Origin of the sequence: Nonomuraea pusilla, assembly GCF_900109355.1 — a bacterium.
In the GTDB taxonomy this organism is placed as follows: domain Bacteria; phylum Actinomycetota; class Actinomycetes; order Streptosporangiales; family Streptosporangiaceae; genus Nonomuraea; species Nonomuraea pusilla.
Genome location: NZ_FOBF01000012.1, coordinates 201,261 through 214,371 on the forward strand (window position 1 = coordinate 201,261; position 13,111 = coordinate 214,371).

A 13,111-nucleotide genomic window follows, 5' to 3' on the forward strand; every position below is an offset into this window, starting at 1 on the left:
TGGAGAATACGGACTGCGGTCCGGATAGTCAATCGCGGTCGCCCGCGGGGTTACGCGGGGGAGGGGCGGGCCGCAGGTCAAGGGGCCCGGCCTTGACGGATCGGAGGCAGGCGTAGGACGGCTGCGCCTCTGGAGTCTGCTCTCGGTGGAGCTGCTGGAGGGGCGTGCCTGGCGAACCGCCTGCGGACGGAGGGGCGGGCGGGGCTCAGGCCGGGCCCGGGGTCGGCTGCCGGTGGAGGTCGGTGCGGGCGTCCCGTGCGAGGTTTCGGCCTGCTCCTGGTGCTCCGTGGGAGTCCGTGGACGACCGCCCGCGGACTCCTGGCCGGCCGGGCTCCCGGTCTCCGGCGGCCCGGCTGCGGGACCGGGAAGTGGCGGGCGGCCCTGGTGGGGACCCGAGCCCTACGGCTGGGCGTGGCGAGGAGAGGAGCCCGTTGCCGGGGGTCTCCGGTGGGGACGGCGGGTCGTCAGCGGCGGGGTGGGTCGATGCGGGAGCCGTCCAGGGTGAAGACCATGAGGCGGGCCAGGTCGACCCCTACCTTGGCGGCGTCCCCTGTGCGCCAGACCGGGCGGCTGCCGAGGCGGACGATCAGGTCCGAGCGGCGGTGGATGCCGCTGCCGGCGTTCTGCCCCACCTGCTCCTGGTCCTGGAACTCCTCCTGCTGGGCCGAGAACAGGCGGCGGACGAGCCCGCCGAGCCCGCCGGGGCCGCTCTTCCGGCCGTTGCGGTTGGCGCGGGGGTCCGGCGGCTCGGGGACGGGCGCGGCCGGGATGCCGCACTCCAGGTACGCCAGCCACTCGTGGCCGTGGTACTCCAGCGCCCGCACCCGCCCGTAGAAGGACGGCCCCTCGTACGACTCCGGCACGGCGGCGAGGCCGTCGGGCCGCAGCCCGACCAGCACCTGGTTGCCGACGTGCTGGGAGATGGCGTACGACCGCGGATCGCTCCACGGCAGGACGAGCTGGTGCGGCCCGAAGTCGAGCATGACGTACTGGTTCTGCGGGGTCCTGACGGTGGCGGCGGCCAGGTTCAGCTGCTGGGAGTTGAGGAAGGCGGCGACGAAGGCGGTGGCTGGATCGTTGTAAATCTGGGCCGGGGTGCCGACGTCCTGGAGCACCCCGCGGTTCATGATCGCGATCCTGTCGGCGAGCGTCAGCGCTTCCACCTGGTCGTGCGTGACGTAGACGGTGGTCACGCCGAGGGACCTGACCAGCGCGGAGATCTCCATGCGCAGCTCGGTCCGCATGCCGGCGTCGAGGTTGGACAGCGGCTCGTCCATGAGGAAGAGCTTGGGCTGGCGGACGATCGCCCGGCCCATGGCGACCCGCTGGCGCTGGCCGCCGGACAGGGTGCCGGGGCGGCGGTCGAGCGTCTCCTCGATCTGCAGCACCCTCGACAGCTCGTTGACCCGTTCGCGCACCAGCGACGGGTCGGACTTGGCGATCTCCAGGGGGAACGCCATGTTCCCCCGCACGGTCCTGTGGGGGTAGAGGGCGCCGTTCTGGAAGACCATGGCGACGTCGCGGTCGCGCGGCGCGAGGTCGTTGGCGAGCTGGCCGTCGAGCCAGAGGTCGCCCTGGGTGATGTCCTCCAGCCCGGCGATCATGCGGAGCAGCGTCGACTTGCCGCATCCTGAGGGGCCGAGGAGGACGAGGAACTCGCCGTCCTCGGCGCGCAGGCTCAGCCGGTCGACTGCCAGGTAGTCGCCCGGGTACACCTTGGTCACTTTGTCGAGAACGACCGAGCTCATGGGCCCACACCTTGCGCGCGTGTCACCTGTGACGGGGCTGATTGATGAGGTAGTACATCGCGCCTTAACACTCCATGTCCACCCTTGACATAAAGAATCTGCTCCTAAGGCGTTTCGGGCCTGGGCTTATGGGCGACCGTAGGCGGAAATTTCGCGATATGTCCAGCCTGGAAAGGCTTGCGTAAAGTTGCCGCAAGAGCTTTCATAGTCCAGAACCGATCGGGGGGGTAAGCATGACCGCGTGGTGGCGGAACGCCGTGATCTACCAGGTGTACGTACGCAGCTTCGCCGACGGCGACGGCGACGGCGTGGGCGACCTGATCGGCGTGCGCGACCGCCTGCCGTACCTCGCGCGGCTGGGCGTGGACGCCGTCTGGCTCACGCCGTTCTACCCCTCGCCCATGGCCGACTTCGGCTACGACGTGGCCGACTACCGCGACGTCGACCCGCTGTTCGGCACGCTCGCCGACGCCAAGGCCCTCATCGACGAGGCCCACGACCTCGGCCTGCGGCTGATCTTCGACATCGTCCCGAACCACACCTCGTCCGCGCACCCGTGGTTCCAGGAGGCGCTGCGCGGCGAGAACCGCGACCGCTACATCTTCCGCGACCGGCCCAACGACTGGGAGTCGATCTTCGGCGGACCGGCGTGGACCCAGGTCGAGGACGGGCAGTGGTACCTGCACCTGTTCGACTCCTCCCAGCCCGACCTCAACTGGGACAACCAGGAGGTACGGGCCGAGTTCGAGTCGATCCTGCGCTTCTGGCTCGACCTCGGCGTCGACGGCTTCCGCGTGGACGTCGCCCACGGCATGGTCAAACCGCGCGACCTGCCCGACATCGGCCACTCCGGCCAGACGCGGCTGATCGGCAGCGAGCCGGTGCCGTACTTCGACAACGACGGCGTCCACGACATCCACCGCGCCTGGCGGCGCATCCTGGACTCCTACCCGGGCGAGCGCGTCGGCGTCGCCGAGGCGTGGGCGCCCACGCCGGAACGGCTCGCCCTGTACGTCCGGCCCGACGAGCTGCACCAGGCGTTCAACTTCCACTACCTGTTCACCCCGTGGGACGCCGGCGAGCTGCGCCGGGTGATCGACTCCTCGCTCGCCACCGCCTCCAGCGTCGGCGCGCCCACCACCTGGGTGCTGTCGAACCACGACGTCAAGCGGCACGTCACCCGCTACGGCAGCCTGGCGAGGGGCCGCGCCGCCGCGCTGCTGACGCTCGCGCTGCCCGGCTCCGCGTACGTCTACCAGGGCGAGGAGCTGGGCCTGCCCGAGGTCCTCGACCTGCCCAACGACCTGCTGCAGGACCCGCAGCGACTGCGCGACCCCGACAGCGGACGCGACGGCTGCCGGGTGCCGCTGCCCTGGACGCGCGAGTCGGGCTGGCAGGACCCGTGGCTGCCGATCCCCGGCGACTGGGCGTCGCTCAGCGTCGAGGCGCAGGAGGGCGACCCCGGCTCGACCCTGGAGCTGTACCGCGGGGCGCTGCGGCTGCGCCGCGACCTCGACGGCGAGCTGGTCTGGCACGACTCGCCGCAGGGCACGCTCGTCTTCTCGCGCGGCGACGTGGTCTGCGCGGTGAACCTCACCGGCGAGGCCGTCGACTTCGGCGTCGAGGGCGAGCTCCTCATCGCCTCGGATGTCCCCGGAGCGGCGGATTCGGCGGCCTGGTGGAAAGTAAAGTGTCTGCCATGAACGGTCACGCTCGCCTCGCCGACATCGCCGCCCAGGCCGGGGTGAGTGAGGCCACGGTCAGCAGGGTGCTCAACGGCAAGCCGGGCGTCTCGGCGGCCACCCGCCAGGCCGTGATGACGGCGCTCGACCTCATGGGCTACGAGCGCCCGCCCCGGCTGCGCCAGCGCAGCAACGGCCTCATCGGCCTGGTCACGCCCGAGCTCGACAACCCGATCTTCCCTGCGTTCGCGCAGGCCATCGAGAAGGCGCTGACGCAGCACGGCTACACGCCCGTGCTGTGCACCCAGCTGCCCGGCGGCGCGCCCGAGGACGAGTTCACCGAGCTGCTGGTCGACCGCGGCGTGAGCGGCATCGTGTTCGTGTCCGGCCTGCACGCCGACACCACGGCCCGCATGGACCGCTACACCCGCCTCACCGACCGCGGCCTGCCGATCGTCCTGGTCGACGGCTACAGCGAGCACATCGACGCGCCCTTCATCTCGCCCGACGACCGGCTCGCCGCCCGGCTGGCCGTGCAGCACCTCGTCGACCTCGGGCACGAGCGCATCGGCCTCGCGCTCGGCCCGCGCAGGTTCGTCCCCGTCATCAGGAAGATCGAGGGCTACCGGCAGGCCATGACGCAGCTCCTCGGCGCGTCCGACCTCGACGACCTCGTCGCCCACTCGCTGTTCTCCGTCGAGGGCGGGCAGGCCGCCGCCGCGCAGCTGCTGAACCGCGGCTGCACCGGCATCGTCTGCGCGAGCGACCTGATGGCGCTCGGCGCGATCCGCGCCTGCCGCCAGGAGGGCCTCGCCGTGCCGGGCGACGTGTCGGTGGTCGGCTTCGACGACTCGCCGCTCATCGCGTTCACCGACCCGCCGCTCACCACCGTGCGCAAGCCGATCGGCGCGATGGCGTCGGCGGCCGTCCAGACCCTGCTCGAAGAGGTGAACGGCGCCCCCGCCAAGCACATCGAGCTGATCTTCCAGCCGGAGCTGGTGGTCCGCGGCTCCACCGGCTCGGGCCCGCTCGTCAACCGCTGACCCGCCCGGCTCCCCCCGCACCCCGCCGCCGACAGAAGGAACCGACAGATGCGTGACGTGCTGGTCCTCGGCGGCTCCGGGATCGACACCACCGTGTACGTGCCCGGGCTGCCCCTGCCGTACAAGGACACCTACCACGTGCCCCCCGTGATCGACCGCATCGGCAACACCGGGGCCGGGGTGGCGCTCGGCTGCCGGGCGCTCGGGCTCGATGTGGCGTTCGCCGACCTGGTGGGCGACGACCCGCAGGGCGGGCTGGTGCGCCACGCGCTGCGCGGCGTGGACTGCTCCTGGGGCACGGCCGCGGCGGGCACCCCGCGCAGCGTCCTGCTCGTCGGCCCCGACGGCCGGCGCACCTCCCTGCACGACCCCAAGGGCACGCCGGGCGAGCGGCTGCCGCGCGACCTGTACGCGGGCGTGCGCGCCAGGCACGTCCACGTCTCGATCGTGGACTTCTGCCGCGACGTGTTCGACGACCTCGACGGCGTGCCGGTCTCCACCGACCTGCACGACTGGAACGGGCGCGACGACTATCACAAGGACTTCGCCCACCGCGCCGACCTGGTCTTCCTGTCGGCCACGGCGCTCGACGACCCGGCGGCCGTGATGCGCGGCATCCTCGACGACGGCCGGGCCCACACCGTGGTGTGCACGCGCGGCGCCGACGGCTGTCTCGTCCTGACCCGCGACGCGCCGCTGCGCGCCTTCCCCGCCGCGCCGCTGCCCGGCCCGGTCGCCGACAGCAACGGCGCCGGCGACGCCTTCGTCTCCGGCTTCCTGTACGGCACGCTGAAGGGCCTGCCGGTGGAGGAGCGGGTCCGGCTGGGCGCGATCGCCGGGGCGCACGCCTGCACGTCGCCCGGCACCCACGAGGCCCCGATCACGGAGGCGGAACTCCTGACCCGCGCCGCCTGAACCCGGCCGGTCCGGCCAGGACCGTCGACCTGACCGGCCTGACCGGCCTGCCCCGCTCAGGTCCGAACGGGCGATCGGGGGCGGTCAGCCGAGGGTGACGCGGACGCCGGCGCTCAGCCCCGAGTCGTGCACCTCAAGCCCGGCGGGCTCGGCCTTCCTCGGCACCTCGAACACCAGCGCCCCGGTGAACGACTCGCCGGGCCCGATGCGTACCGGCGTGACCTCCGCGCCGCTCCGGTCGAGGAGCCGCGTGCCGCCGTGCCGCACGTCGTCATCGTCGATGAGCTTCTGCTGCCCGGGGTACAGGACGCGTGGTTCCTGGCCCCGGTTGTTCACCTTCACCCCGACCCGGCAGGTACGGACATCGGCTGACTTGGCGGCCTTGCCGCACGTGGAGCCCGTCACGGCGAACTCGAGCTTGCCGTCCCGCACCGGGCCGTCGGCGCCGATGGCGGGGGAGCGGATCAGCCACGCCAGCAGGGCCAGCAGCCCCACCAGCAGCACGACCGTGATGATGAGCGCCGTCACGCAGCCGTTGAGCACGCCGCGCCTCGGCTCGGCCTGCCGGTACACCGGGGGCGGCAGCGGGCCCTGGCCCGTCTGGTGATGGGAGAGCGGGCCGTGCGCGGTCTGCGGGTGGGGCAGCGGCCCCTGCACGGTCTGGCGCGGCGGCAGCGGGCCCTGCCCCGTCTGGTGGTGCGGCAGCGGCCCCTGCCCGGTGCGGTCGTGCTGCGGCACGGGCGGCCGGGGGCCGGTGCGCTCCGCCGGCGGGACGGCCGTGGGAGGCCGCGGGCCTGTGCGCTCGGCGGGCGGCACCTGGGCGTGCTGCGCCTGCCCCTGGGACAGAGGCCCTTGAGGGGCCTGCCCTTGGGGAGCCGGCCCCTGGGGCGAAGGGCCCTGCGGCGCCGGGCCGGGCGGCACGGGCGGCCGGGGGCCGGTGCGCTCGGCGGGTGGGACGGGTGCGGGAGGCCGCGGGCCCGTGCGCTCGGCGGGTGGGACGGGCGCCGGTGACCGGGGGCCGGTTCGTTCGGCGGGCGGGACGGGTGCGGGCGGCCGGGGGCCCGTGCGCTCGGCCGGGGGCACCTGCGGGGCGGCGCCCGGAGGCGGCATGACGCCCGGCCGGTCCACCTGCGGGGGAAGGACGCCCGGCCGGTCCGCCTGCGGGGGCATGACGCCCGTGCGGTCCGCCGGAGGCGGGGGAGGGGCCTGGCGGGCGGGGCGCGGGATGTCCGAGAAGTTCCAGCTGTCGGTCAGGTGCCGGGTGGCGGCGAGCTGGGCGGCGGGCTCGTCGGCCGCGCCGACGAGCTCCAGCAGGAGCTGCCTGGCCGCGGGCCGGCGCGCCGGGTCGGGGTGGATGGCGGCGGCGACCAGCCGGTCGAGCGGCGCGGGCAGCCCGCGCAGGTCGGGCGGCGCGGTACGGGCCCTGGCGGCCATCACGTACGCGTCGCCCTCGCCGAACGGGTGTCCGCCGAGCCCCGCGTACGCGATGAGCGACCCCCAGGCGAAGACGTCGCCCGCCGGGCTCGTACGGCCCTCGAAGACCTGTTCGGGAGCGATCCAGCCCGGCGTGCCCATCACCATGCCGGCGTTGGTGTGCCGCGAGCTGACGTGCGTCGAGCGCGCCAGCCCGAAGTCGATCACGCGGGGACCGGCCAGGGTGAGCATGACGTTGGCGGGCTTGAGGTCGCGGTGCACCAGCCCGGCCGCGTGGATGGCGGTGAGCGCCGCCGCGACCCCCACGGCGGCGGCGTGCAGCACGGACGGCGACAGCGCGCCGTGCTCGATCAGGTGGTCCTCTAGGGAGACGCCGTCGATGTACTCGGTGACGAGGTACAGCACGCCGTCGTCCTCGCCGTGGTCGAGGACCCTGGCGGTGCAGAACGAGGCGACCTTGCGGGCGTTGGACACCTCCTCGTGGAAGCGCGCCCGGTAGACGGGGTCGGCCGCGAAGTCGCGGCGGATCGCCTTGAGCGCCACCCGCGGGCCGTCGGCGGCCCTGGCGAGGTAGACGGTGCCCATGCCGCCCGAGCCGAGTCGGCTGACCAGCTCGTAGGGCCCGATCGCCGGCGGGTCTTCGGGCTTCAGTGGAGAGCCTGCGGAGCGCCCCAACGTCGCCGTCCTCTCGCCGTCGCCATCACGACTCAAACCGCCCGTTCCTCCGCCCGGCATGCCCCGATTCCACCCCAGACTCTAACGGAGGACGGGGCTTCCCGGTGGCGACGCGGGATCCTCGGCACCGTACGAGCTGATCATGCCGTGGAACCGCGCCGCGCGCACACCGGACGCGTCACCGGGCGGGGACGGCCGCGCGGGTGGCGGCGCTCAGCGCAGCGCCGCCGCCTCCGCCGCGAGCTTCTCGACGCGCGCCCAGTCGCCGGAGGCGAGCGCGTCGGCGGGGGTCAGCCAGGTGCCGCCCACGCAGCCGACGTTGGGCAGCGCCAGGTAGGAGGCCGCCGTGTCGGGCCTGACGCCGCCCGTCGGGCAGAACCGCACGTCGGGCAGCGGCCCGGCCAGCGACTTGAGGTAGGGCACGCCGCCCGCGGCCTCGGCGGGGAAGAACTTCAGCTCCTTCAGGCCGCGCTCGGCCAGCGCCAGGACCTCGGACACGGTGGTGGCGCCGGGCAGGTACGGCACGCCGCTCCCGGCCATGGCCTCCAGCAGCGCCGGCGTGGTGCCCGGTGACACGAGGAACGTGGCGCCGGCGGCGACGGCGGCCGCGATGTCGGCCGCGGTGCGGACGGTGCCCGCGCCGACCGTGGCGTCGGGGACCTCGGCGGCGATCCTGGCGATGGCCTCCAGCGCGCCGGCGGTGCGCAGCGTCACCTCGATGGCGGGCAGGCCGCCCGCGACGAGCGCCCTCGCCATGGGCACGGCCGTCTCGACGTCCTCGATCACCACGACCGGGATCACCGGCGCGAGATTGAGCAGGCTCATGTGTCTCTCCTCATCGGCCCCTCGGGCCGTCGTCCTCGTGAAGCTCGTGCGTGCCGGCCCGTCAGCCCACCAGCTCGGCGGCGGCGCGCCGGGCCAGCCAGGCGGCGGCGCCGGCCAGGCCGGGCTGGGGGTTGACGATCAGGGCGGTGGAGATGCCCCGCAGGTACTCCGCCATGTCCGGGTTGTCGGTGAAACGGGCCCGGAAGGCGCTGGCGCGCACCCGGTCCACGATACGGGGCAGCACGCCGCCGCCCAGATAGACCCCGCCCCTGGCGCCCAGGGTGAGGGCCACGTTGCCGCTGAAGCTGCCCAGCATGCCGCAGAAGACCTCGACGGTCTCGGCGCACAGCGAGTCGTCCAGCCTGGCGACGATGTCGGACGCGGTCAGCTCCGGCGCGGTGACGCCGTTGACCTCGGCCAGCGCCCGGTGCAGCCGCACCAGGCCGGGTCCGGACAGGACGTGCTCGGCCACGACGTGCCGCAGCCCCCGCGACTGGAGCACCCGGACGATCTCCAGCTCCCGGCGGTCCACGACGGGCACGGTGACGTGGCCGCCCTCGCCGGGGACGGGCGTCCAGCCGTGCTCGGTGGGCACGAGAGCGCCGACGCCCAGCCCGGTGCCCGGCCCGAGCACGGCCTTGACGCCGTGCGCGGGGTCGGGGCCGCCGAGCGACACCAGGTCGGCGCCCTCCAGGTGCGGCAGCGACACCGCCAGCGCCTCGAAGTCGTTGAGCAGGGCGGCGAACGGCACGGCCAGGTCGTGGACGGAGCCCGACCAGGGCGAGTTGGTCAGCCGGTAGCGGTCGCCGTCGATGGGGCCCGCCACGGCGAGGCAGGCGGCGCCTGGCCTGGCCCCGCCCGCGTGCTCGGCGAGGTAGGTCTCGACGGCCTCGGGCAGGGACGGGTGGTCGGCCCCCGCCAGGACGGCGACGTGGGAGGGCCGCGCGCCGGCCGAGGTGACCAGGCCGAACCTGGCGTTGGTCCCTCCGACGTCGGCGACCAGCCAGGGAAGGTCGAATGCGCTCACCGCGTACCTCCAGGGGCTCCGGCGGCGCCAGGGGGGTGGTGCGCCGCGTCCCCGGCAACGGTAGGCGAGCGGCCGGCGCCCAGGACAGGGTCCCCGGGCGGGGCCGCCGCAGGAGCGGGCCGAGCCGGTGTCCGGCGGCGGCCCGGGACAGGGCCCCCGGCAGGGGCGGGGAAGGGCCCTGTGAGGGGCCCGGCAGCCGGGGGCCCCGCCAGGGGCCCGCTCGGGCGCCCGGCGGCGGGCGCCCTGAGGGTCATCGGGCGGCCTCGGCGTGCCGCGGGGAGACGGCCGTGCCGGTCTCCAGGTGCGACAGCCCGGCCTCGGCCGGGAAGCCGAGCCCCGGTCCGTGGTGGGACGACTCGGCGCCGCTGACGCCGAAGATGCCCGCCCCGCGCTCGGCCGGGCCCGCCATCCGGCGGAACGCCGCGAACAGCTCGCGGCCGGTGCCCACCCACTGCGCGTCGCTCAGCGCGCGCCCGTCCGGTGTGCGCGCCGCCAGCTCCTCGGCGGGCACCAGCAGCTCCAGCGTGCCCGCGGCCGAGTCGAGCCTGATCGGGTCGCCGTCGCGGACGAGCGCGATCGGCCCGCCGTCGGCGGCCTCGGGCGACAGGTGGATGGCGGCCGGCACCTTGCCCGACGCGCCGGACATCCGCCCGTCGGTGACGATGGCGACCCGCTGCCCGCGGTCGAGCAGGACGGCCAGCGGCGGCGTGAGCTTGTGCAGCTCGGGCATGCCGTTGGCGCTCGGGCCCTGGTAGCGGATGACCGCGACGAAGTCCTGGCCGTCCAGCTCGCCCGCCTCGAACGCGCGCAGCAGGTCGAGCTGGTCGTCGAACACCTTGGCCGGGGCCTCGATGACGAGGTGCTCCTGCTTGACCGCCGACACCTTGCTGACGGCGCGGCCCAGGTTGCCCTCCACCATGTGGATGCCGCCGTCGGCCGAGAACGGGTCTGACACCGGGCGCAGCACGTCCAGGTCCTTGCTGCCGCCGGTGACGGGCGTCCAGACCAGTTCGCCGTCCTCCAGCGAGGGGGCGTCGCGGTAGCGGTCGAGGCCGGGGCCGGCCACGGTGAGCACGTCCGCGTGGAGCAGGCCCGCGTCGAGCAGGTCGCCGATGAGCACCTGCATGCCGCCCGCGTCGCGGAAGTGGTTCACGTCCGCCTGGCCGTTGGGGTAGATCCTGGTGAGCAGCGGCACGACCTTCGACAGGCAGGCCAGGTCGTCCCAGGTGAGGACGATGCCCGCGGCGGCGGCCATGGCGACCAGGTGCAGCGTGTGGTTGGTGGAGCCGCCGGTGGCGAGCAGCGCCACGCAGGCGTTGACGATCGACTTCTCGTCCACCAGCTCGCCGATCGGCGTGTACGCAGGGCCGTGCGCGGTGATCTCGACCGCCCGCCGCCCCGCCGCCTCGGTCAGGGCGTGGCGCAGCTCCGTGTGCGGGTTGACGAAGGTCGAGCCCGGCAGGTGCAGGCCCATGACCTCCATCAGCGCCTGGTTGGAGTTGGCGGTGCCGTAGAAGGTGCAGGTGCCGGGCGAGTGGTACGACTTGGCCTCGGCGTCGAGCAGCTCGTCCCTGCCGACCTTGCCCTCGGCGTACAGCTGGCGGGTGCGCGCCTTGACCTTGTTCGGCAGCCCCGACGTCATCGGCCCGGCGGGCACGAACAGCGCGGGCAGGTGGCCGAAGTGCAGCGCGCCGATCAGCAGGCCCGGCACGATCTTGTCGCACACGCCGAGCAGCAGCGCCGCGTCGAACATGTCGTGCGACAGCGCGATCGCCGTCGACATCGCGATCACGTCGCGGCTGTAGAGCGACAGCTCCATGCCGGCGCGGCCCTGCGTGATGCCGTCGCACATGGCGGGCACGCCGCCCGCCACCTGGGCGACGCCGCCGGCCCGCCGCACGGCCGCCTTCAGCTCCGGCGGGTACGTCTCGTACGGCTGGTGGGCGGACAGCATGTCGTTGTAGCTGGTCACGATGGCCACGCCCGGCTTGGCCGAGCCGCGCAGCGCCGGCTTGTCCTCGCCGGAGGCGGCGGCGAAGCCGTGCGCGAGGTTGGCGCAGCCCAGGTGGGCGCGGGCCGGGCCCTTGGCGCGGGCCGCCTCGCCGTCACGCCTGATCCGCTCCAGGTACGCGGCCCTGCTGACCCGGCTGCGCTCGGCGATCCTGTCGGTGATCTCCTGGATGGTGCGGTTCACAGTTCCTCCTCGTGCCAGGCGCGACCGCTGCGGCCGAGCAGTTCGTGGGCTCCGGCGGGGCCGGTCGAACCGGCGGGGTAGGGCTCGGGCAGGTCGGCGTGGGCCTCCCAGGCGTGCAGGATCGGGTCGATCCAGCGCCAGGCGGCCTCGACCTCGTCGCGGCGCATGAACAGCGTGGGGTTGCCGGAGAGCACGTCGGTCAGCAGCCGCTCGTACGCGTCGGGCACGCGGGCGGCGAACGTCTTGCCGAAGCTGAGCGACAGCGGCACGGGCTTCAGCGTGACCTCGCCCGCGCCCGGCTCCTTGGCCATGATGTGCAGCTCGATGCCCTCCTCGGGCTGGAGCCGCAGCACCAGGCGGTTCGGGGTGCCGCCGGGGAAGATGGAGTGCGGCACGTCCTTGAACTGCACCACGATCTCCGAGCGCCGGTACGGCATCCGCTTGCCGGTGCGCAGGTAGAACGGCACGCCGGCCCAGCGCCAGTTCCTGATCTCGGCGCGGATCGCCGTGAACGTCTCGACCCGGCGGGAGGCCTCGGTGGGCGGGGTGGAGCCGGGCTCGTCGAGGTAGCCGGGCATGCCGTCGGCGCCGACGTACTGGCCGCGCACGGTGAACCTGTCCACCTCGCCGCCGACGATGGGCCGCAGCGACTGCAGCACCTTGACCTTCTCGTCGCGGATCGCCTCGCGGTCGTTGCGGGCGGGCGGCTCCATGGCGGTCAGCGTGAGGAGCTGGAGCAGGTGGTTCTGCACCATGTCGCGCAGCGCGCCCGCGTGGTCGTAGTAGCCGCGCCTGCCCGGGGTGCCGACGGTCTCGGCCGCGGTGATCTGGACGTGGTCGATCCACAGCGAGTTCCAGATCGGTTCGAGGAAGGCGTTGGCGAAGCGGAGGACCAGCAGGTTCTGGACGGTCTCCTTGCCCAGGTAGTGGTCGATGCGGAAGATCTGGCGCTCGTCGAAGATGGCGCCGACCTCGTCGTTGATCCGCTGCGCGCTCGGCAGGTCGCGGCCGAGCGGCTTCTCCAGCACGACCCGCGAGCCGGGCGTGACCAGCCCGGCGGCGTGGAGCTCACGGCAGAACGGCCCGAACGTCATGGGCGGGCTGGCCAGGTAGAACACCCGGTCGCGCTGCTCGTACCCGGACAGCAGGGCGGCCAGCGCCTGCCAGCCGGAGCGGTCGCTGCCGCCGACGTCCACGGAGACGTGGTGGAGCCGGCCCAGGAAGCGCTGCCACATGGCGTGGTCGTCCACGGGGACCTGGTCGCGTACCTCGGCGTCCACCTTGCCGCGGAAGTCGGCGTCCGTCAGGCCGCCCCTGGACATCGCGATGACGCGGGTCTCCGGTGCCAGGCGGCCGTCCCTGTCGCTGTGGTACAGCGCGGGGATCAGCTTGCGCATGGACAGGTCGCCGGTGCCGCCGAAGACGACGAGGTCGGCCGTGTGGGCGCCGGCGTGATCTGCGGGTGAGGTCGAGAGGGGAGACAAGACGGGAGCTCCGATGATCTACCAACCTGTGGACAGAACGGACACTAACCAGAGTTTGGGTCCCGCACAAGCAGAGTTTTGGCA

At 73.8% G+C, this 13,111-nt stretch carries 9 protein-coding genes; 3 read left to right on the forward strand and 6 right to left on the reverse strand.

The features are described from left to right. Positions 1-464: 464 nt before the first annotated feature. The gene (locus tag BMX74_RS24875; protein WP_055502755.1) at positions 465-1,748 is read right to left on the reverse strand and encodes an ABC transporter ATP-binding protein; all 1,284 of its coding nucleotides are present in this window, start codon (positions 1,746-1,748) and stop codon (positions 465-467) included. A 233-nt stretch (positions 1,749-1,981) separates the two neighbouring features. Between BMX74_RS24875 and BMX74_RS24880 the strand changes: the two genes are divergently transcribed. From BMX74_RS24880 to BMX74_RS24890, 3 genes are read left to right on the forward strand one after another with little or no spacing between them, the layout of a single operon-like run. Then, the gene (locus BMX74_RS24880) at positions 1,982-3,451 is read left to right on the forward strand and encodes a glycoside hydrolase family 13 protein (RefSeq protein WP_091103111.1); all 1,470 of its coding nucleotides are present in this window, start codon (positions 1,982-1,984) and stop codon (positions 3,449-3,451) included. Continuing rightward, positions 3,448-4,473, forward strand: a complete 1,026-nt coding sequence (locus BMX74_RS24885) for a LacI family DNA-binding transcriptional regulator (protein ID WP_055502753.1) — start codon at positions 3,448-3,450, stop codon at positions 4,471-4,473. Before BMX74_RS24880 ends, BMX74_RS24885 begins: the two co-directional genes overlap by 4 nt. A gap of 48 nt (positions 4,474-4,521) precedes the next feature. Continuing rightward, entirely contained in the window at positions 4,522-5,388 is an 867-nt protein-coding gene (locus tag BMX74_RS24890; RefSeq protein ID WP_055502752.1) for a carbohydrate kinase family protein, read from the forward strand. Positions 5,389-5,472: 84 nt separating this feature from the next. Here BMX74_RS24890 and BMX74_RS24895 read toward each other — a convergent pair whose 3' ends face one another. From BMX74_RS24895 to zwf, 5 genes are all read right to left on the reverse strand, one after another. Next, complete coding sequence (locus tag BMX74_RS24895) at positions 5,473-7,497, reverse strand: serine/threonine-protein kinase (RefSeq protein WP_177227500.1); 2,025 nt, start codon at positions 7,495-7,497, stop codon at positions 5,473-5,475. Between the two features lie 213 nt (positions 7,498-7,710). Further along, positions 7,711-8,322, reverse strand: coding sequence for a bifunctional 4-hydroxy-2-oxoglutarate aldolase/2-dehydro-3-deoxy-phosphogluconate aldolase (gene eda, locus BMX74_RS24900; protein WP_055502750.1), 612 nt, complete (start codon positions 8,320-8,322; stop codon positions 7,711-7,713). Positions 8,323-8,383: 61 nt separating this feature from the next. Then, positions 8,384-9,349 (reverse strand): glucokinase, encoded by a 966-nt coding sequence (glk, locus tag BMX74_RS24905; RefSeq protein ID WP_055502749.1) that lies wholly within the window; start codon positions 9,347-9,349, stop codon positions 8,384-8,386. Positions 9,350-9,599: 250 nt separating this feature from the next. Beyond that, the gene (gene edd / locus BMX74_RS24910; protein WP_091103115.1) at positions 9,600-11,543 is read right to left on the reverse strand and encodes a phosphogluconate dehydratase; all 1,944 of its coding nucleotides are present in this window, start codon (positions 11,541-11,543) and stop codon (positions 9,600-9,602) included. Then, entirely contained in the window at positions 11,540-13,027 is a 1,488-nt protein-coding gene (zwf, locus tag BMX74_RS24915; RefSeq protein WP_091103117.1) for a glucose-6-phosphate dehydrogenase, read from the reverse strand. Before zwf ends, edd begins: the two co-directional genes overlap by 4 nt. Positions 13,028-13,111 lie beyond the last annotated feature (84 nt).